The organism is Gemmatimonadota bacterium (genome assembly GCA_026706845.1).
In the GTDB taxonomy this organism is placed as follows: domain Bacteria; phylum Latescibacterota; class UBA2968; order UBA2968; family UBA2968; genus VXRD01.
In genome coordinates this window covers 1-24,698 of record JAPOXY010000096.1, presented here as the reverse complement: position 1 = coordinate 24,698, position 24,698 = coordinate 1, and the positions used below count along the sequence as shown (strand labels likewise).

Below are 24,698 nucleotides of genomic sequence, written 5' to 3'. Positions count from 1 at the left end.
GAGGTATCAAAAAAATGAAAAAAAGTGCCCGTTACGTAAAAATAGTAGCCTGGTCGGAAGAGGATCAGTGCTATGTTGGAAGATGTCCGGGACTCTTTTATGGTGGATGTCATGGCGATGACGAACAAGAGGTGTTCTCGGAACTGTGTCGCATTGTCGAAGATACCATTGAATTATACGAGCGAGACCGCAAACCACTGCCAGTACCCGAGATGCTAAGCATTGCCTGACCCTACGGAGAAGAAAGGATTTCTCGCATGACAGAAATGGAAGTGATTGCCGTGCAACTCGAACCCAATAGCAGTCATCCGCTGGTCTGGTTAAAGGATAAGGACCAGACGGTTTTTTTGCCCATTGCGATTGGCAATTTTGAGGCGGTTGCGATTTCTCTGGCGCTTCACGATGAGCAGCCGCCGCGTCCTATTGCGTACGATTTGTTGTGTGCGATTATGGATGGGTTCGATGTGCGCGTTGAGCAGGTGCTGGTCAGTGCGCTGAGAGACGAGACGTTTTTTGCCGAGATTACAATTGTGCGCAATGGTGAGTCGGTTATTATTGATTCGCGCCCGAGCGATGCGCTGGCATTGGCATTGCGCGTCGATGCCCCGGTTTTTGTGGCGGATCAGGTGATTGAAGAGGCGGGGCTGTTGGTTGAGGGGCAAGATGTGTCCATTGAAGGCGTTGAGAATATTGCTGCTTTTGTAAGGTCTGCAGCAGAGGATGAATCCACTGACGAGGCGCCCGATCAGGTGACGCAGCAGGTGGATGCGCTCAAGGCGCGTTTGCAAGAGGCGGTCGCGCTGGAAGAGTACGAAGAGGCCGCCAGACTGCGCGACGAGATCGGCAGACTTGAACACAGTATTGAGAAATGATTGCGTTATACATTATAATATTATATCCGCTTCATAGGTTTTTGATGGAATGCATAAAAACATTAAAATGCACAAAAGCATAATCTGTCTGTATTCTGTATGAGTGGCCTTGCTTTTTGCCATTCCCGTCTTATTTTTTCCAAGAGCAAACGATTGTAAATTTGGGGAGAAGGGAATGAGAATGGCTGAGCAGGTCAGTATGACGGTTTTGGTGATTGAGGATGATGCACATATCCGGCGTGCGATTGGGAAGTTTCTCATTGCGAGAGGGCATACGGTTATCGAAGCGGCAGATGGCGAGCGGGGTGTGGAGGTGGTGGAGAGCCAGGCTGTGGATATTGTGATTACAGATGTGAAGATGCCCGGTATAGATGGGTTTGAGGTGCTTCGACGGGTGCGGTCTGTCGCTCCCGAGACCGAGGTGATTGTGATTACGGGTGTCAAGGAGTCCGAGAATGCGTTTCGGGCGTTGCGAGAAGGTGCGTTTGATTTTTTTACTAAGCCTTTCAAGGTGGAGGTGTTGAATGCGGCTATCCAGCGCACAATGCGCTATCAGGTGCTTCGCAAAGAGACGAATAGGATGCAGGCGAGGCTGGATCGGATGGCGGCACAGGAGCGAGAGCGGAGCGGTTTGCGTGCGCTGATAGGTGAGAGTGAGGCGGTTGTGAGGATGAAGGCGCAGATTCAGCAGGTGGCTGCGACAGATCATACGACGGTGCTGATTGTTGGGGAGACGGGTACGGGGAAGGAATTGGTTGCGCGGGCTGTGCATAGTGAGAGCGATCGCGCTGGCGGTCCGTTTGTTGCCGTGAATTGTTCTGCGATTCCGGGCAATTTGTTTGAGAGCGCGTTTTTTGGGCATAAGAAGGGCGCGTTTACAGATGCGAAGACAGACCAGAAGGGCCATTTTGAGCTGGCGGATGGCGGTACGCTGTTTCTGGATGAGGTTGGGGATATGTCGCTGGAGATGCAGGTGCGTCTGTTGCGTACGCTGGAAGAGCGATGCATTCGACCTGTGGGGAGTAGTGATGAGATAGATGTGGATGTGCGCGTGGTTGCAGCGACGAATAGGGTGCTTGCTGAAGCGGTGCGGGAGGGAATGTTCAGAGAGGATCTGTATTACAGGTTGAATGTGTTCGCGATTCAGGTGCCGCCGTTGCGCGAGCGGGTGGGGGATGTTCTGTTCTTGGCGCGGCATTTTTTGGCTGGTTATGCCCGCGATTTGCAGAAGCCGCTGGTGGGATTTTCGAGAGAGGCGGAGGCGTTGCTTCAGAAACAGGTGTTTCCGGGCAATGTTCGCATGCTGAAGAATGCGGTTGAGCGGGCAGCGATTTTGTGCGGGGGTGGAGAGATTGATGCAGATGATCTGAGTTTTGAGCTATTTGAGATTGGTCCAGGCGGGGATCGTGGTGTTGAACAGATGGTGCAGCGCCTTCCCGGGGATCAGATGAGTCTGTCCGCGTGTGAGCGGGCACTGGTTCGCGAGGCGTTGCGAAGAACAGAGGGGAATCAGGTTCAGGCAGCTGCGCTTCTGGATATTTCGAGGACGGTTTTGAGGAGCAAGATGAAGAGGTATGGATTGCTTTGACACACACCAGCACTGTCATCACGGCATGATGTTGTAGGGGACGGTCCCCGTGCCGTCCCGTGCGATCCAGAAGGTTTTGATTTTTTTATTCACAATTCGGGCCATTGGTGTCTGAGATGCCCTGTAGCCACGTCTGAACACCAGATGGCGCACATAGGCCCCTGTTGTTCCCAAAGGAAAAAATCATCAGGTTTGTCAGTCCGGTCAGGCTCTGGGGAAGCTCACCACTTAATTGATTAATGTTTAAAATCATGACTTCGAGATTGGACAGGTTGCCCAGTGCTGCTGGAAGCGCACCGCTTAACTGATTACTGACAAGCCACATGACTTCGAGATTGGCCAGGTTGCCCAGTGTTGCTGGGATTTCGCCATGCAATTGATTGAAGCTGAGATTCAGGTTCTCAAGGTTGTTCAAGTTGCCCAATTCAGAGGGGATCGCACCACGTAGCTGATTACCTGTAAGATTCAGGTTCTCAAGGTTGTTCAAGTTGCCCAATTCAGAGGGGATCATCCCCGTCAGATTATTCAGGCTAAGATCCAGGCCTGTAACATTCCCGCTAGAAACGCTGACCCCATGCCAGGTGGAAATGTCGTTGTTACTGAGCCAATTGGTGCTATTCGTCCAACTGGCGCCACCCGTTGCATTATACAGTGCCACCAGTATATCGCGCGGTGTCTGGCTCTGTGGTATTGGAAATGTCTTGTTCCAATTGGCAATAAAGAGCGCGTAGTCAATGGAACTGATGACCCCATCGCTGTTCAGATCGAACTTCGCATCCCAATTTGGGTCACCTGCCTTCGTTGCCCACTGCGCCAAAAACAGCGCATAGTCTATTGAATTGACGATTCCGTCGTCGTTAAAGTCGGGATCTGTATGCGAATTAGCAGAGACTTGACCTGCGAAAAAGAGTCCAATGAGTCCGACAATTGTTACGTGCTTATACATGATATATATCCTCACTTTGTTTTGCGCCTGATGATCTCTCAGGCAATTTGCGACTGGATGCCGCGTGTTGTTTGTCCAATACGCGGCTTTTTTCTATTTAGACGCCATTGTGCCTATAGATAATATTACGAAAGCAATCATTGTCAAGACATACATTAGTCCTTTCTGTTCATCCCTGCTTGATCCGCCGTCATCGCGGGGTGTTTTTGACCCTCGATCCAGGGGTTTTGTCTTTGATTTTATCCTGTACATCCTTTTATCCTGTACATCCTGATCCTGATGGTATTTACTTTTGTTCTTTCTCCATATTCCTTATATTTCTTCATGTGTGAATACATCACGTCAACCATTATTTTTCCCCAAACACAACAGGTTCAGGTATGGCCCTGCAAACCGTTGCCACCATGACAGCCGATGAGCTTCTGGTGATGCCACACAATGGCTATCGCTATGAACTCATAAAGGGAGAATTGCGCCAGATGGCTCCAGCGGGAAGTCAGCACGGACGAATTGCAGCAACAATCGGCATCCGCCTTGGGTTATTTGTCGAAGACAATGACCTTGGCACAACTTATGCCGCCGAAACCGGATTTATTATCGACACTACACCCGATACGGTGCGCGCACCCGATGCGAGTTTTGTGTCGAAAGAACGTGCAGAAGTGATAGGCGACGACGAAGGGTTTTTCCCCGGCGCGCCCGACCTCGCCGTTGAAGTCGTCTCGCCAAATGACCGCGCATCCGAAGTGACGGAAAAAGCATTTGATTGGTTGCGGGCAGGTGCGAAGATGGTTATTGTACTCGATCCCAAAACGCGTACAGCAACCGTTTATCGCGATTTAGACGATGTTCGCATTCTCACAGAAGGCGATACAATTGACGGCGGCGATGTCCTGTCCGGGTGGCAATTGCCACTTGCAGATGTGTTTTAAAAAAAGGGGCGACCGTCTCTGGTTGCCCCTTTTTACTATCTATTTTTTGCGCGCTACCGCGCGGCCTCTATGGCCTCGGCTTTCATTTTTTCTCTCTCCACATCATCCTGCCATCGCGCTTGAATATCTTCGCGCAAACGCCAGAGTGGATCAAAATAAAAGAAAAATGTATCGGGTTTTACTACGGGACTGATATAGACGGCGATCCCGGTTTCCCTGTTGTAGTATTCACAGGAGTGCGCGTCTCGTTTCCCGCCGCCGCCCAATGTATCTACAATAAATGTGGGCATGTTGAATCCGGATGTGGTGCCGCGTATGGCTTTTTCAATAGCGAGGCCATCGTCGAGTGTTGTTCGCAAATCTTCAACGCCGCGCACGAGGTCGTGGAAATACACATAATAGGGTTGTACGTTCAAGTAGCTCAACCGTTTGACCAGGAGTCTCATTGTCTCGGCGCTGTTATTCACGCCGCTTTGAAGCACTGCCTGGTTGCGTATTGTTATTCCACGCGACTGAAGCCGATGAAGTCCGTCCTGGGTAATGCCGGTGATTTCGGCGGGGTGATTAAAATGGGTGTGCAGGACGACTTCTTTGTGCATTTTGCGCCCGCGATCTACCACGCGCGTCAGCGCATCTACCCAGGCATCATCTGTGACGAGTTTTTGCGGCATGACCGCCGGGCCTTTGGTCGCAAAGCGAAATCGCCGGATGTGGTCGATATCCAGCAGGCGATTGCCCAGTTCTTCGAGTTGATCGGCTTTGAGCTGATACATGTCGCCGCCGCTGACTACGACGTCTTCGATTTCGGGACGCGATTGAATATACCCAATCGCATTGTCCCATCGCTCTCGATTGACCCGCAGATTTACCTTTTCCACATCTTCTGTATCCAGTCCCACGGCATAGCTACGGGTGCAAAATCGGCAATATACGGGACAGGTATCCAATACGAGGAATAACACGCGGTCTGGATAGCGATGTGTCAATCCCTCAACGGGGGCATCTCCCAATTCATTGAGCGAATCGAGGTGCAATTCGGGGTGATCGCACTCTTGCTCGCATCTGAGAGACAAAAATTGTTTGCGAATCGGATCGCGATACGGGTCATCCCAATTGATCAAGCTCAATATATACGGCGAGATTCGCACACTCATGGGCGCGTGTTGCAGACCCGCTGCGACCTCCTGATAGAAGTCGTTGGATACCCGGTCTTCGAGTACCCGCATCAATTTGCCCACGCTGGTTATTGAATGGCGCATCTGAAAGATGTGCGAGTGAAAGGTGCGCGCGTCTATGTCTGCAAAAGCGGGGATATGTCGCCAGAATTCGTCCCGACGCAACTCGCGATGCGCGAGATCCCCGGGATCGACGGGAGGTTTTGTGCGAGGAGCATATACTTCTTCGATAACGTCCATCTTTCTGCCTTTTTAGTGAGATGCAAGGTGCGGTTACGCCTGTGTGCAGGCTACCTATAATACATCCGCTATGTATATCTGTCAAGTCTGGGCGCGGACAAAAACCTTGTTCAACCTGTTTGTTTATTTTAATTTAAAAACGCTATTGCCATCATTCTGAACGGAATTTTTTATGTCAAAACGCGCGTTTGTCATTCTCATTTTGGGTTTTGCTGTTTTCACAGCTTTTATTGGGCTAAGGCTGCTCTCGGTGGTTTATACCGATTATCTCTGGTTTTCATCACTCGGTTTTCACGACGTATTTATCACCATTATACGCACCAAAACCCTCGCCTTTTTCGCATTTGGAAGTGTTTTTGCACTGATTTGCGGTATCAGTATTGTCGCTGCTCGGCGCTATGGGCAGCCCACCCGCGTCATGGCGCTTGAGGTTATTATCGATGGCGATGTTCCCATACCGCCCGATCACTCTCTCCGACAGCGTTACGCCTGGACCGGGATTGTCGCGCTGTTGTCCTTTTTTATGGGTGTTGCTGGCACCACGGCCTGGTCAGTTGTTCTAAAATACGTCAATCCCACCTCTTTTGATCTGGCCGATCCCATATTTGGTCACGACATAGCATTTTATGCTTTCAGTCTGCCGCTGTACAATTTTCTGCAGGGTTGGCTTATTTCCGCAATTATTGTGACGGGGATTGCTACGGTTGTTTCCTATCATCAGGATAGAGCGATTCGATTCGATGACAAGCGCTGGATTACGACGCCACATGTGCGAGCACACGTCTCGATTCTCGCCGCTACTCTCGCTCTTTTACTCGCGTGGGGGTATTGGCTAAAAAGATACGAATTGCTCTATTCTTTTCGCAAAGAAGCTTTTTTTGGCGCGGGTTATACAGATCTCAATATCCAAATCTGGGTTTATTATCTGATGCTTTTGGGGCTGGTTGTTCTCGCGGGGTTGCTCTTTTACAATGTGCGCGTTCGCACATGGAAGATTCCCGGATTTGGTGCGGCGGGCTATCTCGGTGCGCTCATTATCGTGAGTTGGTGCATCCCTATTATTTTTGAATTGGTGGTTGTACGACCCAATGAATTTGACAGAGAAAAGCCCTATATTCAACATGCCATCAATTACACGCGCAAAGCATATCGTCTGGACAAGATCGAGGAGGTGCCTTTTCCCGGCGAATCTGATCTGACTGCGGACGATATTGCAAATAATCAGGCTACCATACAAAGTATTCCACTGTGGGATCGCCGTCCGCTTATGGACACGTATTCACAGATCCAGGAAATTCGGTCCTATTACAAATTCCGAAGTGTCGATGTGGATCGCTATCACGTTGACGGTACGTATCGACAGGTGATGCTGGCCGCACGCGAACTGGCGAGAAATCCGCGCGATTTGCCGGGGGATACATGGGTCAATCGGCATCTTGTGTACACGCATGGATACGGTCTGGTCATGAGCCCGGCCAATGAGATTGCCGCCGAAGGACTGCCGGGTTTTCTGCTAAAAGATATTCCACCGGTTACATCGAATGGTATTGAGGTCGTCCGCCCCGAACTCTACTACGGGGAAGACATGCGCGATTACATCATCGTTCGGACCAATACACCCGAATTTGACTATCCCAAAGGCGACGAGAATATATACACGAATTATCAGGGGCGCGGTGGCGTGCTATTAGATGGATTTTTGAAGCGTCTTTTATTTGCCATTCGCTTTGTCGATCCATTTATTCTTTTTACCGATGCGATAACGCCTCAAAGTCGCATTGTTTTTGACCGGCATATCGGCACCCGCTTTGGCGAAGATGCCCCGCGGCGGTTTGATAAAATTGCCCCGTTTCTCCGTTTTGACAACGATCCCTATCTCGCCGTGGTTGAAGGCCGCCTGCTCTGGATACAGGATGCTTATACTATATCCAATATGTTTCCCTATTCGATGCCTTATGGGCGGCCCTATGTGCGAGAAATGAATTATATCCGCAATTCTGTCAAAGTGGTGCTCGACGCGTATAATGGGAGTGTCACTTTTTATGCCTGGGATACGAGTGACCCTCTCCTCAAGACCTATATGGCGATTTTCCCGCATCTGTTCAAGTCGGCCGATGAAATCGGTCCCGAGCTTCGCGCACACCTGCGGTATCCGATAGATCTCTTCGATATTCAGGCGGCGCTTTACAATACCTATCACATGACCACCCCGATTGTGTTCTACAACCGCGAAGATGTGTGGGAGATTCCCACAGAATACTACGGGACAGTTGATCGCCCTATTCGCATGCGTCCTTATTATGTGATGGCGCGTTTGCCGGGAGAAGACCGCGAAGAATATATTCTCATGCTGCCGGCTACGCCTTCCAACAAACCCAATATGATCGGCTGGATATTTGCGCGCTGTGACGGAGAAAATTATGGACGGCTCGTGGTCTATAAATTGCCGAAGGAAAAGCTTATTTACGGGCCAATGCTCATTGAACAACGCATCAATCAGGATACCGATATTTCCCGAGAAATTACCCTGTGGGACCAGCGTGGGTCAGATGTCATACGCGGCAATTTGCTGGTTATTCCCATCCGCAATTCGTTCATTTATGTCGAGCCGCTTTATTTGCGCGCATCCCAACACGGGATGCCAGAGCTCAAGCGCGTGCTCGCCATTCACGGTGATCGCCTCGCTATGGGCGAAGACCTCAACGATGCTCTCAATAGAGTTTTTTCCATAACAAAGGGCGTGCCAGTTCGGGATACTGAAGATTTGCCAAAAGACCTCAAAATACTCGCTCGGCAGGCCTATCGACAATTTGAAACGGCGCAAAAGCACTTGCAAGCGGGCGCGTTTTCTGATTATGGCCAAAGCGTTGAGGCACTGCGCCAAACTCTTCGGCGCATGAATGAAAATGAATAAACAGGTCTCAAAGTGGGCTGGATTGCTCACTGAACAGCGCAATTCCAATAGCACCCATATTGATCGGTGTTCGACGGTGGATGCACTGCGCCTTATCAACGCCGAAGATCAAAAAGTAGCGCGTGCTGTTGAAGGTGTGATAGATGATGTTGCCAGAGCTGTCGATCTCGTGGTGTCGGCATTCCAAAAGGGCGGTCGTCTCTTTTATGTTGGCGCGGGAACCAGTGGTCGTCTCGGCGTTCTCGATGCGTCTGAATGCCCGCCGACCTACGGCGTGTCACCCGATCTCGTTCAGGGTGTTATCGCGGGCGGTATTCCCGCTTTGACGCGTTCACAAGAAGGCGCAGAAGACCACCCAGAAGACGGCAAAGTAGCGCTCAAAGATCGCGGCTGCACGTCCGATGATGTTGTTATGGGTATTGCGGCGAGTGGGGTGACGCCTTTTGTGCTCGGTGCGCTCGAATACGCGCGATGTATTGACGCAAAGACTTTGTTTTTTACATGCAATCCAGATGTCGTAGAAAAGGCGCGCGCAGATGTCGCAATTGTTCCTGTGGTGGAGCCAGAAGTCATTACCGGATCGACGCGCATGAAAGCGGGCACGGCAACCAAACTCGTGCTCAATATGATTACTACAACGGCGATGATTCGCCTGGGCAAGGTCTATGAAAATCTGATGGTTGACCTTGCGCCGACCTGCGAAAAACTCATAGATCGCGCCGAACGCATTTTGGAGATCGTATCTGATCTGACGCCTGGAGAAAGTCGCCGAGCACTCGACAATGCACAGGGAGATCTCAAAACGGCGATTGTCATGACAAAACGGGCTGTCTCTATAGAAACAGCCCGTGAATTACTGCGGCAAAACGACGGTGTTATCAATAGGGTTCTGATGGATTAAGCCTTGTTTTGTTCTCCTTGATAGAAGGCTTTTACCAGACCGTTGAGATAGTCTTTGGGCTGGCGCACGGCTTCTGCGGTAATGACGTAGGATTGATGACCCAACAACTTTAGTCCGTGTCCGTAATCATCGAACAAATCCGGGCACACTTCGTCAACTGTTCGATTTTCTTTTGCGGCTTTTTCGGCAAGTGCGCCCAGTGCTTCATCGTCAAAGGTGAGCGCGATACCATAGGCGTTCTGGAAGCGCTTGACAAACGCGCTCGTGCCCCGCAAGACCAGCAACTGCTGAAGCGCGTGTTCGGGGTCTTCAATCACATTTTTCGTGACGCGAAACGAATCGATTTCTGTCGATGGCAATGATTTTTCAAATTTTAGCAATGCGCGTTCACATACGCTGACCAAGCTTCGCGCGCCGGTTTGTTCCAATGCGGCTTGTTCGGCCAATAACCTGAGGGCGTCGTCGTCAAAAGTCAGATCAATGCCGTAGGCTTTGAAGTCGCGTTTTTTGCCCAGAATGACCGAACTGGTCTGGCTCTGCAAAATCGCGTAGAGATCGTCAACGCTCAAGGGTGTTAAGACTGCTGTTACGGGCAGTCGGCCCACAAACTCAGATTCAAAACCGTATTCGATCATGTCTTCTGTTTTGGCGTGTTGCAAAAGTTCTGTGTGGTCCTGTTCGTGAGATATGTCGCGCCCAGATTGGAACCCGACTTTGCCCAGATTGAGACGCTTCCGCACAATGTCATCAAGGCCGCTAAATGCGCCGCTTACGATAAACAGGATGTTGCGCGTGTTAATTTTTTGACGCTCTACTTTGCCGCTGCGCTGAAATTGCATCATGGATTCCATCTGCGATGTGAGGTCGTGTGGTGCTTTGAGATCGACATCGGTTTCTTCCATGAGCTTGAGCAAGTTGCGCTGAACGCCCGTGCGCGATACATCTGGACCGACCAGATTGGAGGCCGACGCGATTTTGTCTATTTCGTCGATGTACACGATGCCGTATTGCGCCATTTCAATGCTGCCATTGGCTTCGCGCACGAGTTCTCGAATCAGGTCTTCGACATCGCCGCCCACATATCCCGTTTCGCTGAATTTTGTGGCATCGCCCTTGACAAATGGAACGCCAATGCGTTGTGCGATCAGCTTGATCAAGTACGTTTTGCCCACGCCCGTAGGCCCAATCAGGAGAATATTGTTTTTGATGTGTCCCACATTTTTGCGCGAAAATTCCGGGTCTTCATGGTCGAGTTTCATGCGATTGTAGTGCGTACATATCTTGGTGGCCAATACTTCTTTTGCTTCGGATTGCTGCACTACATATTCGTTTAGATAAGCCTCCAACTCTTCGGGCTTGAGGTCAAAATCTATGGTTTGTTCTGTGGGTTCTTCCACGCGGGGACCTTCCTGTATCCCGTCGGCTTCTCCCTGCGGAAAGACTACCTGATTCCCGTATTTTTCCTCGAGGAAGTTTTTGAGATCTTTTTGCAATTCTGCAGGAGAAAAAGGTCTTTTTTCAGACATAAAAAAAGCTCCAGAGTCAAGGGGCTGGGGACTGGGGATAAGCTCTCAGTCCTTCCAGAGTAGTAATACTGAAAGTTCCTAAACAATACCAATACTGCTTCTGACTGTCAAGTTATCATGAGACACAGTTATGAATCTCAGTCCACTAACACTTCGCAGATTATGCGATGAATTGCGGCCTCAGATTGACCATCGCCTGATCCGCGATGTGTTCCTCGTAGGCCAACACGATCTGTTTTTGCATCTGGGCGATGTCGGGCATCTCTTGCTTTCAGCACATCCGAATCGATGTTGTTTGATGCTGACCCAACCGCCTGTTGACGCCGAGCGCGTACGCATCCCCTGGGGGGATCGCTATTTGCGCGGTGCAGGTATTATTGGCATTGAGCATGTTCCCCACGAACGCATTGTGCATCTCCTGGTTCGCAAGCGCGACCGCATTGGGACGACTACCGATTCCCGCATTATATGCGAATTGATCAACAGGTATGCCAATGTTGTTCTCGCCAATATGAGAACGAACCGGATCCTGGGAGTGCTCAGGTCTTTCCGCGCGCGCCAGAACCGCGTGCGGGAAATATCCCCGGGAAAATTCTATCAGCCGCCGCCAGCACTCGACCGCATGCCGCCGGAAAGCGCGAAGTTTTCCTTTTTGGTCGATATTCCCGAAGATGCGCGCGCAGATGCGCTTGTACAACATATTGCGGGGCTTGACCTTTTATCTGCGCGCGAATTGCTTCATATTGCTGGTTTTGGGGAAAAACGCGCACTTTCCACCAGCGATCTCGCAAATTTTGCAGAGATTATTCGCACCTTTTTTGCGAATCCGCCATTTTATGACGGGGGCTTGCGCGTGCGCGAAGGGGATAATCGCAGCGCGGTTTGTGCTCTTGACATTCGGCATACGCAGATAGAACAAGCGTATCGCACGCTCGGCGAAGCCATATCGGATGTTGTGGCAGGCGAAGTCCAGTCTGAGGCTCTTAAAGGGAGGTGGAAAAATATCGAGAAGGATCTAAAAAATCGCCTGACTATTTGCGAGCGAAAGATTGGGCGTATCCGCGCAGATATCGACGATGCGGATAATGCAGATTTGTATGAAAAGATGGGGAATGTGCTGATGTGTCATATCGCGCAAATTCCTCTGAATGTCGATACCATCAGGTTGCCCGATGTATTTGATCCGTCTCGCGAGGAGATGGTTATTCCCCTCAATCCGCGGCGCACGGCCTCGGAAAATGCCAGCGCGTATCTCAAGCGGGCGCAGAAAGCGAGAAAGGGCGCACCCATTCTCGCCAAACGCCTCGAGGTTGCACAGAGGGAGAGGGATGAAATTCTGCATTATAAAGATCGCCTCAACACTATCCGTTCGGAAGCCGAGTACGATGAGATACGCCAGGAACTGGAAGATGCGCGTCTGATCAAAGTGCCCAAAAAGAGGCCGCAGGTCAGGTCTAAACGCCAGAGCGGCGATATTCATCCCAGGCGGTATCGCACACGGGATGGGTGGCGCGTGCTGGTGGGGCGGAATAATGCGGAGAACGACAGGCTTACCAAAAGTTCAGGTCGAGATGATCTCTTTTTGCACGTTCACGGCTGCCCGGGATCCCATGTGATTCTCAAACGCGATGGCAGAGCGGACCACCCCTCTCGAAAAACACTTGAAGAAGCGGCCAGTCTGGCGGCTTACTGGAGCAAAGCGCGGGGTGCTAAAAGCGTGCCGGTCAATTATACGGAGGTTCGCTATGTGCAAAAACCGCGCGGGGCACCGCCGGGACTGGTGACTATTCGCAATGAGAAAACCGTGATGGTCTCGCCTCGTGAACTCAAGCGCGAGGATGAGGCGTATTCGTAAATTTTTTATATTTTGAAGGGAGATATTGTGGCGCGAAAGAGGGTGTTGATCACAGGTGCAGCAGGGCGTATTGGCGTGGTTCTCACAGATGGTTTGTACGAGCGGTATCAACTGAGAGTGCTTTACAATCGCACAGTTTTAGATCAGAAGTACGACGAGGAAGTGATGGTGGGAAATATCACGGATCTGGAGAAGATGGAAGAGGCTGTGGATGGCATGGATGCGGTGGTTCACATGGCGGGCAATCCTTCGGGTGGGGCGACGTTTGAAGAAACAGTGGAGGCAAATATTATCGGTACCTACAATATTTACGAGGCGTGCAAGCGCAAGGGGGTGAAGCGGGTCATTTTTGCCAGTACAAATCACGTTACTGGCATGTACGAGAAGAAGGGGCCGATTTATACGACCTGGGAAATGCCCGTGCGTCCCGATAGTTATTACGGCGCGAGCAAAGCGTATGGCGAAGCGTTGGGAAGATATTACGTTGATGAATATGGTCTATCTGTGATTTGCCATCGCATTGGGTCTTTTCAGCCCGTTTCTTCTGTTCAGAATCGAGGTAGTGACCGCATTTTATCGAGCTGGCTGAGTTATAAAGATACGGTGCAACTGACCTGGCGGAGTATTGAGGCGCCAGAGAAAATTGATTTTGCGATTTATTACGGCATTTCGGGTAATACGCGAGCGTATTGGGATATTCAGAATGCGCGCGAAGAGATCGGGTATGATCCCGTGGATAATGCCGAAGATTATGTTTAGTGGGAAATGCGAAAAACCGCCGATTGCTCAAGATCGGCGGTTTTTTTGTGCTTGAATGTGACGCTTTATACAAGACCGTGCATGCGTTTGGCCGATGTTATGGTGTTGTACAGGAGCATGGTGATGGTCATAGGACCAACGCCGCCCGGGACGGGTGTGACGGCGCGCGCTTTTTTGCTGATGGCTGTGTAATCGACATCGCCAACGAGGCGATAACCCGCTTTTTTGGATTTGTCGGGTACGCGGTTGACGCCGATGTCGATGACGACTGCGCCATCCTGTACCATGTCGGCTGTGACGGTGTTGGGATGTCCTGTCACCACTATGAGGATATCCGCCTGACGGGTGAAGTGCCCGAGGTCGCGCGTGCCGGTATGGCATAAGGTGACGGTGGCATTTGTGGCTTTTTGCGAAAGGATGTTGGCGAGGGGACGCCCCACCAGGGTGCTGCGTCCCACGATGACGACGTGTTTGCCCGCGACTTCGAAGTTGCCGCGTTTGAGGATTTGTTGTACGCCGTGAGGCGTGCAGGGCAAAAAGCCTTCTTCGCCGCGCATGAGGCGGCCGAGGTTGACCGGGTGGAGACCATCTACATCTTTTTCAGGTGAGATGCTGTTGAGGGCGGTTTGTTCGTCAAAGCCTTCGGGCAGGGGGAGTTGAACGAGGATGCCGTGAATGGCGTCGTCGTCGTTGAGTTGTTCAATGGTGTCGAGGAGGTCGGATTCGGGCTGGTTGGCTGTCAGGGTGTGTTCAATAGAATACATGCCGATGTCTGCACAGGCTTTGCGTTTGCCTGTGATGTAGGATATGGATGCCGGGTCGTCGCCGACAAGGACGACCGCGAGGCCAGGGGTGAGGTTGTGATTTGTTTTGAGGAGCCTGACTTCTTCAGCCATTTCTGCGCGCATGGTTTTGGACAGGTCTGTGCCGTTTATGATTTTTGCCATGATCACTTTCTCCCATGTGAATGCCCAAAACAAAAATACGCCCGGGCGATGTGATTGTTTTTAGCCCAGGCGGTCGGCATGTGATATAGTCCAGTGCTTCCTCGTGGTTATTTCCACTTTTCCGCCAGTTACACTGGAGATTTCTATAAATTTAAGGGATTTGGGCAGACAATCCAAATCTTTTTTGGGATTTTACCAGCCGGTATTTTTTATAGGGAAATTGGGTGCTCGAAATCTCTTTCCATTGTTTCGGGGAGTTGATAGACGTTGCCTTTTTTGTCGCAGAAGTAAAGGCAGGATTTGGATGCACGGCGCGCATTGCCGTCGGCCCAAAGGGCGTAGAAGTCGGGATGTGCATTGACGGGGCTTCGGGCATAGGTGTGGTTGCGGGTGCTGTTTTGCGTGAGTTGTACGACGCGCGTCCACGTTTGTTCACTGCGTTCCCACATCGCCATTTCTCCGCCGGGATTGTAGGGTTGTGGTCCGGTTTCTGTGGGGGCGATGACGCGCCAGGTGCCGTCGGTTTCGAGGTAGAGGGACCCCATGTCGTAGTTGCTGTCGGATGTGGTGATGGGGTGGGCGTGCCAGTCGCTTCCCGTCCATTGCAATAGGGTCCAGGTGCGCGGGTCATTTTCCGGACCCGATTCATAACCTTTGCTGGTGATGACGAGGATGACGGGTTTGCCCTGTGGGTCGAGGCGAATGTCTTTGAGATAGACTTTTAAACCTTCTGCTTCGTAGTCGCGCACGAGGGCGTTATTGTGTGGAATTGTGAGCGGAACTTCAACGGGTTCTCCGGCTGCATTTTGCCAGGTTTGCCCAAAGTCGGGGGTTTCGAGGTAGTAGAGGTTGGTGCGCCAGTTGAGACCGTGAGGGTCGGGATGGTAGTTGAAGGCTGTGACAGCTTTTTGGCTGGAGCAGATGCTGATTTGATAGTGTCCCTTTTCGATGGCGGATAGGCGCGTCCATTCGGACCATTTGACGCCGTTTGGGCTGGTCATGAAGAAGAGGGTGCGGTCAGCCGGATCTTTGTAGCGGGTGACAAAGTTGATGAAGCCGCGACCGGGTAAGTGCCAGGCCTGCATGTAGGAGAAGTTATCCATGGGCTGTTCTTCGCCATTGAAGCGATAGGTTGCGTCAATTTGTTCAAATTCGTCAATGGCGTAGGGTTTTGCGCTTCGGTGGATATACGAGGGGCGCGATAAGCCGTGTGCGGTTGAGAAGATCCAGATATAGCCGTTGTCGTCTATGGATATGACGGGGTTGTCGTGGGCATCGGCTGTGTTTTTGTCGAGGAGGATGGTGGGGCGGGGTACTTGTCGGGTTTTGTGGTCGAAGTAGGAGATCATGTGCAGGAGAAAGCCGCTGCGATTGCGCGAAAACGAGCTGTCGCCATTGAGGTCTTCTTCGGTGTGTTTGAGGTGTGCGTCAAGGGGTGTGCCGCCATAACAGAAGAAGGTTTTTTCGACTTCGGGACGGTACACGGCAAAGGGGCGATGTTTGGCACAGTACGTGCCCAATCCGCCGCTGTATTTGTACACGTATTCATCGCCGGATGGCTGATTGTAATACCATATTCCGCGGTAGCCCGTGTCTTTTTGGTTTAAGGTGAGAGTCATGTTTTTCTCCTGTGGATGAAATTTGAATATGATAAAAAAAGGGAAAAGGAAATCCGCGTCAAGTTTCTTGACAAAGTTTGGTTTCATGGCTTCATTGAAAAAATAAGTGCCATGTAGGGGCAGGCTCCCGTGCCCGCCCGCTCTTAGAAAGGATTATTATGTCGAATTCCACGATTGATGTGTTGATGTCGCACAGGAGTATTCGAAGGTTTGAAGATCGGCCATTGCCCGATGGGGTGTTGGAGAGTCTGATTCGGTGCGGGCAGCAGGCGAGTACGTCGAGCAATTTACAGGCTTATACGGTGATTCATGTGGCTGATCCCGAGCGAAAAAAGAAGTTGGCCGAGTTGTGTGCCGATCAGGTGCAGATTCATCAGAGTGCGGCATTTTTGACTTTTTGTGCGGATTTGCATCGGGATCGGATGGCGAATCAGATGCACGGGGTTGAGCGGTTTGATGGGGATTATGTGGAGGCGTTGATGATTGCGACGGTGGATGTTGCGCTGATGATGCAGAATGTGGCGATTGCAGCAGAGTCTATGGGGTTGGGTATTTGTATGATTGGGGCAATGCGGAATAATCCAAAGGCTGTGGGTGAGTTGCTCGGTTTGCCGCCTTATGTTGTGGCTGTGTCGGGTTTTTGTATTGGGTATCCAGCGCAGGAGCCAGAGGTGAAACCGCGCTTGCCTGTCGATGCAGTGTTGCATCGGGAGCGTTATCTGGATGATGAGACGCATTGCGCGATTATGAAGGATTACGATGAGAAGATGGTGGCGTTTTATGCGTCACAGGGGATGCACGAAGGAGACCAGCGCTGGACGACGGTGGTGGGAGGACGCACCGGACAATTTCATGTGCGAGAGGAACTGGACGAGTTTCTAACGGCGCAAGGGTTTAAGTTGCGGCGATAGAGAAACTCACACGAAGGCACAAAGGAATATTTGGGACTTTGTAGTTTTGTGAGGGAATATTCTCTATATTTCATCGTTAGTGTCTTTGTGTGAGAATGATTGCGGGAATATACCATGAGCAATGTCATTGAAGAAATTGATCGGCTGAAAAGAGAGCTGGACGCATTGCGCCCATTGCCTTCCGATGTTCTCGGGCGGATAGAGCAAAAGCTCCGAATTGAGTCGAACTACCACTCCAATGCCGTAGAAGGCAATAGTCTGACGCTCGGAGAAACGAGAAGTCTGATTCTCCATGGGCTTACTGCCCGTGGGAAGCCTATGCGCGATCATCTGGACATTGAGGGGCATGATGAGGCGATAAAGGCGATGGAGGATGCAGTAAAAAGAAATGAATCGCTTAATGAGGTCTTTATCCGAAATCTCCATAAAGTGTTGTTGAAGGAACCTTACGAAAACGACGCGATAACGCCAGATGGGCAGCCCATCAAACGACGCATTGCCATTGGAGAGTATAAGACACAGCCCAATAATGTGCGAACTTCTACGGGAGAAATTTATTATTTTACGCCGCCGGATCAGGTGAAACCGGCGATGGGCGATCTCATAGATTGGTATAGAGGACAAGAGGATGAGGGTGAGCATCCGATTATTATAGCCGCCACGTTTCACTACCGTTTTAGCCGTATTCATCCTTTTGACGATGGTAATGGTCGCATGGCGCGGCTTTTGATGAATATGATTTTGATCAAGCACGGGTACACAGTGGCTGTAGTCCCCGTTGAGGAGAGAGGTCAATACATCGGGATGCTGGAGCAAGCGGATAAGACCGAAGATTTGGCGGAGTTTATCACCTATATTGCACAGTGTTGCAAATATGCCCTGAATCTGCATCTAAAAGCTGCTCGCGGAGAGGATATTGAAGATGTGGAGGATATAGATAAAGAGATCGCAATATTCAAACGTTCTTTGGAAAAGGTTACAAACAACGCAATCGGAGCAAGAGTATATGCGGATAAGGTGTTGTATCCATTTTTTTTGTATTGTAAAGAAAAGATAGAGCAGTTTTCCTATATGTTCTGGCATGTTCATACAGATGATGATGCTCGTTGTCAGGTGCTAATGACCAACAATAAAGGGGCTTTTTTGCCATTAGAAGATCATAATGAAGCATGGCCAGAACTCGCGCTTTATATTTCTACTAGTATCTCATTTGAGTTATACGATTTTCATGGGGCACGGAAGGCCAATTTTGCTTTCAGAATTCACAATGAAGTAAAAACAAGTGGTTGCATCTGGAAATTCGATTCTCAGTTTTTTGGTTTTGATAATGATGATAAAGGTGATACTGATGAATATCAAAAAGAATATGCAGGACAAGATTTGAAGGAACTCAAGAAGATGTTTAACGAAATGATAAGGTTTATGATGAATAAGCTATCAGAGCAATCTAATGACTGAGAAGCCGAGCAAAAGAGAAACTGAAAGAGAGTAAGAGACAGGAGAATCATAAGAAAGTGTAGGGGAAGCTGTGAACGCGAGAATCGAGATACCAGGAGACGAGATTGCTGAGTTCTGTCGGCGCAATCATATTCAGCGCCTGGCACTGTTCGGATCGGTGCTAAGAGACGATTTTACGCCTGAGAGCGATGTAGATGTTCTGGTGGCGTTTGAGCCGCAGGTAAGTATCGGGTTTTCGTTTATCACTATACAGGACGAGTTGTCAGAGATACTTGGCCGAAGAGTGGATATGCATACCTTCAGAGGAGTTGAAGATAGTCGCAACTGGTTGCTTCGAGAGGAAATACTCAATTCAGCGGAGGCTATCTATGAGCAAGCTTGATGACCAAATAAGCTGGATGATAACGAAAAGAGCATGAACCTCACCTGTGCCCACATTGATCCAAATGTCAATGCGCAGGGTATTCAAGTAGCGGATGTTTGCAGAAGCCGTGACATTTATCTATCAATCGCCTGAGAGATCAGTGTTTCAATCACCAGGACTTGTCCATATTATAGTGCATTAAAAAATTACCCAGATATCCCATCAGGAGTTTTCTATATGACTAACGAATCAAACAGAAAGCCGGTTCCTGCCCTTAAAGTGCGGCAATGGCTTGCAAATTGGGATGAGATCCATTGGGACCCAGACGAGAACCGAGCCGAGCCCCGGCACTGGTTCTATCAGTTTAGCATGGCCGCGGCTGATTTGAAAGCTCTCAGCGGTGTCTATGCTCGAACCACTGATCGAACTACGGCATCCGAAGATATGGGGATTCAGCGACGCCATGAGAGAGGGCGTTCAGAAGAGATACAAAGATTTGTGAAATTCGGCTATCCCTGGTCTGTACTTAGTGAGGCAAAAAGAAATTCAGGAAATTTTGAGGACCTTCGCCAACCTGGCTGGCTACCTACGTCTATCGTTGTCAACATCTTGACTCCTGAGGACAAGAGACGTGGTCAGTCAGTCTCAACATCCGATCTCGTCGAGATTGAGGATGGTGACAATGGCGTAGCGAGTGTCTTGTTACCTGAGTCATTTAACTCTAAGAACTGGAAACCTGAAAATATCCCTCCCATTGAGGTAATCGACGGCCAGCATCGACTATGGGCCTTCGAGACCCAAGAACTTGAAGGCGATTATGAGTTGCCTGTTGTTGCGTTCGTTGGTCTGGACCTTAGCTGGCAGGCTTATCTTTTTTATACTATTAATATCAAACCCAAAAAAATCAATGCCAGCTTGGCTTTTGATCTCTATCCGCTATTAAGAACAGAAGAATGGTTAAGTAAGTTTGAAGGTCACGCGATATATCGGGAAACGAGGGCTCAAGAGCTTGTGGATTCACTCTATTCTCATCCCGAAAGTCCTTGGCACCGACGTATAAACATGCTGGGCGAAAGCGGCAGTAGGGGGCTCATGGTCACTCAAGCTGCTTGGGTACGCTCCCTCTTGGCCTCATTTATCAAAACCTGGGAAGGGCCTCGGGTGCAGATTGGCGGCCTTTTTGGCTCCACTGTTGGTAGGGATGAAACCGTACTACCTTGGAATTTCGGAGACCAGTCGGCTTTTTTGATCGTAATGGGCCAAATGATACAGAAGGCAATTGCTGGGAGACATGACCCATGGATTGAAGCTTTGCGTGGACAGGAGTTTCCAAGCCTATTCCAAGAAACCGGAGATTTTCCTGATCTTGCCTTTTTTGGACAGAATACACTCATGAATCAGGATCAAGGCATTCGTACACTTCTACAGGTTGTGAACGACTTGTGCTTTGTACGAGCCGATGAGCTCAAACTTTCCGATTGGGGAGGAGAGCAAGAAGAGGAAGAACGTCAAGCTCAGACCACGGTCAGTATCCGTTCTTTAAGACAAAAAAAAGAAATCATAGATTTTCTAAAGGAGTTATCTGATAGCTTGGCGACCTATGACTGGCGTGCGTCAAGTGGCCCTGGGTTGACAGAGGAGGAAAGAACGCGCAAAGCAGCTTTTCGAGGAAGTGGCGGATATAAAGAATTGCGTAAAGATGTCCTCGAACATCTTTTAAATGGTCGAGGACCAGTCGCACTAAACGGTCAAGGTCCAGTCGCACAGTCTGCGCGTGAGGTTCTGCTAAGGTTAGGGTATTAGAATATGCCGTTAGACTCCAATCAGCAAAATACCCTAAATCAAGCCAGCCGATCAGCGATCAGCCAAGTCATGCCTAAGTTAGAAGGATACTGGATAAAGGAATCCTGGCTCTCAGACCATAATCCTTATAAAAAAAACAGCGTTGATCAAATCAGAATGGATAATAGAAACGGTCAGATTTCCGATCACACACAACTCGCGGAATATGTGGCGGCCTCAGCCATAGTCCATTGTTTCGATGGTTGGTCTTATCTTGGACGTGCGTTGGAAGCGGAGATGGCAGGTGATCCTGATGCGGCTCGACATCTTGGCTACTATGCCGAGCTTCGTGCGGCCATGTCTGTGCTTGCGGGTGATGGCATCGGAGTTTTTCATAATATACATATCATAGTAATTACACCCCAAAAATGTCTTTTGTTGCCGTATGAGACTACCCACGCATTCGTTTGGGATGCACTTGAATTTTGGGCAAATTCACCGGCAGGGCGTGATACACTTTCCCTGGCCATAAGGCCGGGTGGTCTTCCTCTACGAGAATGGCTAGAACAGTTCTCTGCAGGTTCCGATTTCATCGCCCGAGAATGGCTTCGACAATGGGGACTTGACCTCTCTCTTTTGACCAAAGACAGGGATGCACGCAACCTCGCGAGTTATCGTCCAACCACTTTTACTTCTCCTGGACCAAGGCTAATTGGCGATACTATGGAGGCAATACTACGGTTTTGGGAGATATGTGAGCCTGGAGCAGTTGGAGGGTTTCCGGTTTTAGATCGCCATCTACTTCGCCGTAGTCTGGCATTGGTAATTGATAGAGACGATCTACAAGCAAAAAACTTATATGAAAATCAGCTAAATATGATGCTTAATGCGCTTGACCCAAAGGAGTTGCCGCCCAATCAATGGGCTGAATTTCTGAAATATGAGAACCTTCAACATATACATCAAATCATTCAAGATGCTAATGCCCAAGACGACTTATACCATCCCGAACACTCTAAGCAGGTGTTGGCGAGAGCGACCCTGCTTCTTCGCGTGGCTACAGGATCCTCGGCGGACTTGCTTAGTGAAGTAGGCCCAACTGTCAAGGAAGATCTGGCATTCTGGTGGTCAAGTGCTGCTGTAAGGCGTCGTCTATGGTCTGAAGATAATGAGCCGGAATCGTTTATTGATCTTTGGCAAGATGTTGACGAAGCAATAGACTCGGTTGATCAGTGGCCACAGGATTACTATACTCTTTGGTCAAATTATGCTCGTGAGGCAGCGATTCTCGCCACAACCGAACGCGCCTTTTTATGGGGGCTTGAGCTTTGAAGTACATGGGATCAAAACGTGTAATGCTGAAAAATGGCCTCGGAGAGCTATTGGCGGCTCAGGCGCAGTCCGCTTTGCGTGTAGTTGATCTTTTCTGTGGAGCCGCATATGTTTCATGGTTTGCCGCGACAGAACTCAGGAAATCTGTTCTCGCATGTGATCTTCAGAAGTATGCCGCGGTACTGGCGGGTGCAGTCGTGAAGCGTACGAAGCCAATTGAAGCTCAAGATTTGGATAAATCGTGGTTGTCTACTGCGGATCAAGCGCGACGCAAGTTTAAGGTTTGGCAAGAGGCCAGCCAGCTTGATACAGCGGAATACTCTACTGCGATATGGCACAGGTATGCCCAGGAGTTATGTTCTTCAGATTCTCCAGATGAGGAAGCAGATCCCCTATTAGTCTGGCGGTGCTACGGAGGACATTATTTTAGTCCTACTCAGGCATTATCCTTTGATTCGATGCTTCGGTCATTACCGAAAGACAGTGAACTTAGAGAACTTTGTCTCGCATCAGTAATTATTGCGGCGAGCAACTGCGCCGCAGCTCCCGGTCATACTGCTCAACCGTTTAAGGCAACACAAACCGCTGCCGAATACCTTCGAGCTTCTTGGCTACTGGACCCATTTCACTATGCACGGGCGGCTCTAAAGAAACTCTGTCCTCTTTATGCTACCGAACCAGGTAAAGCAGTCGTTGCCGATGCAAATCAGATAGCTAAGAAACTCAATTCCAACGATGTTGTCTTTGTTGATCCGCCTTATTCAGCCGTGCAGTACAGCCGTTTCTATCATGTATTAGAAACCATAGCCGGAGGAACTTGCAGCACTGTAGAAGGTGTAGGAAGGTATCCTCCGATAGATGAAAGGCCGAACTCGAACTATAGCAAGAAGAGCATTTCTTCACAGACTATGAAGAATCTCCTCCGTATTCTTTCGAATAAAGGATGTAAAGTTGTCCTTACTTTCCCAAAAGGGGAATGCAGCAATGGGTTATCCGGAGAAGGAATAGAAGAAATGGCACAACAATTTTTCCGGGTTACGCGCCAATCTGTGGAAACAACATTCAGCACTTTGGGTGGAAATAGGACTAACCGAGATGCCAGGAAAGTATCAGATGAACTCATGCTTGCACTCGATCCCATATAGCCTCTTGCTGTCAGTCTATAATTCCCCAATTTCAGTGCTCAGGGTGTCACGATAATTAGCTGAATAATGGATATGCTTTTGAGGAGGCTATACTTCAGTGGAACATAGTGTAATGTTTCAAGTTCTTCAGGAATGGGAAGGATATGTCATAGAGATAGGGGAGGACGACTTCACAGCGAGGCTTTTAGACCTGACTGCCGGGTCCTCGCATGAAGAGGAAGAAGCAGTCATTCCTCTCTCCGAGATTTCAGAAGACGATCTCAAGCACCTGCGCCTCGGCAGTATCTTTAGGTGGATCATCGGTTATGAGCATTCCACGAGTGGAGCTAAGCAGCGTGTCTCCCATATCGTCTTCCGCAAACTTCCTGTTGTGACCAAACAGGATATAGCCGAAGCCGAGGAATGGGCCAAAAGGACCGCTCAGTTATGGTCGGACTAACTGCTATTGAAATTTCACCTGAACACAATTGGAAGCACTCGTCGAAGAAAGGGTATAGCTCTGATGCCGCGAGCGCGAAATAGCAGTTTGGAACAGCAACTCTTTCTGGTGCAAAGGAAATAATTATGAATGTGACAGATATACTCGAAAAAGCTCAATTTGTCGTGGACGCTGGTGGCGAAAAAAAATCGGTGCTGCTTGACTACACAGCTTGGGAAGCGTTACTGACCTTGCTGGAAGACCTGGAAGATATAGAAGAGATTCGCCATCTTCGCGACGCAGGTGAAGAAGTAATTCCATGGGAACAGGCCAAAGTAGAACTGCGCGAAGAAGGTATAGATGTATAGCGTTCAAATCCTTCGGCGTGCGATGAGAGATATTTCAAGGCTTCCATCGCAATATGCCCGGCTGGTGAGCAATCATATTAATCGTCTTTCAGAAAATCCTCGTCCTACAGATGCAAAAAGGCTTCGGGCAAGAACAGATTACAGTTTACGTGTGGGTGTTTATCGGATTCTCTATGAGATAGATGATAGCACGCGGATTGTCACTATCTACAGGGTGAAACACCGCCGAGATGTCTATCGCTGATATTGAAAAGCGCTTGACCGAGTAGTGGGTGTGTATTATATACGCCGATGCAATTTGAAGATGAATAACCATAAAGGAGGAAAAAATGAAAGTGCTGATTTTGTCAGGGCCGAACCATCGGTTTGATGCAAGTGCCGAGGTTATCAATGGGTTTTTGGGCGCTCAGGACGATTTGTCTGTCGCGCTTGAAGACAATAAGGATGTGCTGAATTCAGACGCTTTGGACGATTTTGATGTGCTGATACACGGTACGGGATTCACGCGTACAGAGCGGGATGCAGATGGGACGGTGAATCGCTTGCCGGATTTGACGCCTGAGCAAGAAGAGGGATTGTTCGATTTTGTTGCAGGCGGCAAAGGTCTGGTGGGTATCCACGGTACGGCCTGGTGGATTGGCGGGAG

22 protein-coding genes and 1 riboswitch are annotated in these 24,698 nt (G+C 49.6%); of the genes, 17 read left to right on the top strand and 5 right to left on the bottom strand.

From position 1 onward, the window contains the following. The 3 genes from OXG87_09850 to OXG87_09840 all read left to right on the top strand — a co-directional run. On the top strand, window positions 1–230 hold a 230-nt coding region (locus OXG87_09850; protein MCY3869850.1), incomplete at its 5' end, for a hypothetical protein. A 27-nt stretch (window positions 231–257) separates the two neighbouring features. After that, complete coding sequence (locus tag OXG87_09845) at window positions 258–872, top strand: DUF151 domain-containing protein (protein MCY3869849.1); 615 nt, start codon at window positions 258–260, stop codon at window positions 870–872. A gap of 175 nt (window positions 873–1,047) precedes the next feature. Beyond that, a complete protein-coding gene (locus tag OXG87_09840; GenBank protein MCY3869848.1) occupies window positions 1,048–2,460 on the top strand; it encodes a sigma-54 dependent transcriptional regulator in 1,413 nt (470 codons plus the stop codon). 85 nt (window positions 2,461–2,545) lie between these two features. Here the strand turns inward: OXG87_09840 and OXG87_09835 are convergent, their stop codons facing one another. Next, window positions 2,546–3,406 carry a dockerin type I domain-containing protein gene (locus OXG87_09835; GenBank protein MCY3869847.1) on the bottom strand — a complete coding sequence of 287 codons (861 nt, stop codon included), beginning with the start codon at window positions 3,404–3,406 and terminating at the stop codon, window positions 2,546–2,548. Window positions 3,407–3,786: 380 nt separating this feature from the next. Here OXG87_09835 and OXG87_09830 point away from each other — a divergent pair, with 380 nt between their 5' ends. Then, a complete protein-coding gene (locus OXG87_09830; protein ID MCY3869846.1) occupies window positions 3,787–4,338 on the top strand; it encodes a Uma2 family endonuclease in 552 nt (183 codons plus the stop codon). 53 nt (window positions 4,339–4,391) lie between these two features. Here OXG87_09830 and OXG87_09825 read toward each other — a convergent pair whose 3' ends face one another. Then, window positions 4,392–5,753, bottom strand: a complete 1,362-nt coding sequence (locus OXG87_09825) for a KamA family radical SAM protein (protein MCY3869845.1) — start codon at window positions 5,751–5,753, stop codon at window positions 4,392–4,394. A 172-nt stretch (window positions 5,754–5,925) separates the two neighbouring features. Between OXG87_09825 and OXG87_09820 the strand changes: the two genes are divergently transcribed. Continuing rightward, a complete protein-coding gene (locus tag OXG87_09820) occupies window positions 5,926–8,667 on the top strand; it encodes a UPF0182 family protein (protein ID MCY3869844.1) in 2,742 nt (913 codons plus the stop codon). Beyond that, entirely contained in the window at window positions 8,660–9,568 is a 909-nt protein-coding gene (gene murQ / locus OXG87_09815) for an N-acetylmuramic acid 6-phosphate etherase (GenBank protein MCY3869843.1), read from the top strand. Before OXG87_09820 ends, murQ begins: the two co-directional genes overlap by 8 nt. On the opposite strand, the gene OXG87_09810 is transcribed toward murQ, so the two are convergent. Next, window positions 9,565–11,094 (bottom strand): AAA family ATPase, encoded by a 1,530-nt coding sequence (locus OXG87_09810; GenBank protein ID MCY3869842.1) that lies wholly within the window; start codon window positions 11,092–11,094, stop codon window positions 9,565–9,567. The genes murQ and OXG87_09810 overlap by 4 nt on opposite strands. 130 nt (window positions 11,095–11,224) lie before the next feature. On the opposite strand from OXG87_09810, the gene OXG87_09805 reads away from it, so the two are divergent. Together OXG87_09805 and OXG87_09800 are read left to right on the top strand one after the other, a co-directional pair. Further along, on the top strand, window positions 11,225–12,949 hold the full coding sequence (locus OXG87_09805) for an NFACT family protein (protein MCY3869841.1): 1,725 nt from the start codon (window positions 11,225–11,227) through the stop codon (window positions 12,947–12,949). 27 nt (window positions 12,950–12,976) lie between these two features. After that, window positions 12,977–13,708 (top strand): NAD(P)-dependent oxidoreductase, encoded by a 732-nt coding sequence (locus tag OXG87_09800; protein ID MCY3869840.1) that lies wholly within the window; start codon window positions 12,977–12,979, stop codon window positions 13,706–13,708. Window positions 13,709–13,773: 65 nt separating this feature from the next. Here the strand turns inward: OXG87_09800 and folD are convergent, their stop codons facing one another. Together folD and OXG87_09790 are read right to left on the bottom strand one after the other, a co-directional pair. Continuing rightward, window positions 13,774–14,658 carry a bifunctional methylenetetrahydrofolate dehydrogenase/methenyltetrahydrofolate cyclohydrolase FolD gene (folD, locus tag OXG87_09795; protein ID MCY3869839.1) on the bottom strand — a complete coding sequence of 295 codons (885 nt, stop codon included), beginning with the start codon at window positions 14,656–14,658 and terminating at the stop codon, window positions 13,774–13,776. Between the two features lie 53 nt (window positions 14,659–14,711). Then, a riboswitch (ZMP/ZTP riboswitch) is annotated at window positions 14,712–14,797 on the bottom strand. A 67-nt stretch (window positions 14,798–14,864) separates the two neighbouring features. Next, window positions 14,865–16,274, bottom strand: coding sequence for a BNR-4 repeat-containing protein (locus tag OXG87_09790; GenBank protein MCY3869838.1), 1,410 nt, complete (start codon window positions 16,272–16,274; stop codon window positions 14,865–14,867). A 158-nt stretch (window positions 16,275–16,432) separates the two neighbouring features. Between OXG87_09790 and nfsA the strand changes: the two genes are divergently transcribed. The 9 genes from nfsA to OXG87_09745 form a co-directional block, all read left to right on the top strand. Next, window positions 16,433–17,185 (top strand): oxygen-insensitive NADPH nitroreductase, encoded by a 753-nt coding sequence (gene nfsA, locus OXG87_09785; protein ID MCY3869837.1) that lies wholly within the window; start codon window positions 16,433–16,435, stop codon window positions 17,183–17,185. Window positions 17,186–17,299: 114 nt separating this feature from the next. Next, window positions 17,300–18,643 (top strand): Fic family protein, encoded by a 1,344-nt coding sequence (locus OXG87_09780; protein MCY3869836.1) that lies wholly within the window; start codon window positions 17,300–17,302, stop codon window positions 18,641–18,643. A gap of 70 nt (window positions 18,644–18,713) precedes the next feature. Beyond that, window positions 18,714–19,025, top strand: coding sequence for a nucleotidyltransferase family protein (locus tag OXG87_09775; GenBank protein MCY3869835.1), 312 nt, complete (start codon window positions 18,714–18,716; stop codon window positions 19,023–19,025). 219 nt (window positions 19,026–19,244) lie between these two features. Then, window positions 19,245–20,810 carry a DGQHR domain-containing protein gene (locus OXG87_09770; GenBank protein MCY3869834.1) on the top strand — a complete coding sequence of 522 codons (1,566 nt, stop codon included), beginning with the start codon at window positions 19,245–19,247 and terminating at the stop codon, window positions 20,808–20,810. A 3-nt stretch (window positions 20,811–20,813) separates the two neighbouring features. Beyond that, window positions 20,814–22,121: a hypothetical protein gene (locus OXG87_09765; GenBank protein ID MCY3869833.1), complete on the top strand. Its 1,308-nt coding sequence runs from the start codon at window positions 20,814–20,816 to the stop codon at window positions 22,119–22,121. Between the two features lie 5 nt (window positions 22,122–22,126). Beyond that, entirely contained in the window at window positions 22,127–23,266 is a 1,140-nt protein-coding gene (locus tag OXG87_09760; protein MCY3869832.1) for a DNA adenine methylase, read from the top strand. A gap of 97 nt (window positions 23,267–23,363) precedes the next feature. After that, on the top strand, window positions 23,364–23,705 hold the full coding sequence (locus OXG87_09755; GenBank protein ID MCY3869831.1) for a hypothetical protein: 342 nt from the start codon (window positions 23,364–23,366) through the stop codon (window positions 23,703–23,705). A 125-nt stretch (window positions 23,706–23,830) separates the two neighbouring features. After that, window positions 23,831–24,052: a hypothetical protein gene (locus OXG87_09750; GenBank protein ID MCY3869830.1), complete on the top strand. Its 222-nt coding sequence runs from the start codon at window positions 23,831–23,833 to the stop codon at window positions 24,050–24,052. 329 nt (window positions 24,053–24,381) lie between these two features. Then, the coding region (locus OXG87_09745) for a hypothetical protein (GenBank protein MCY3869829.1) at window positions 24,382–24,698 on the top strand (317 nt) is incomplete at its 3' end.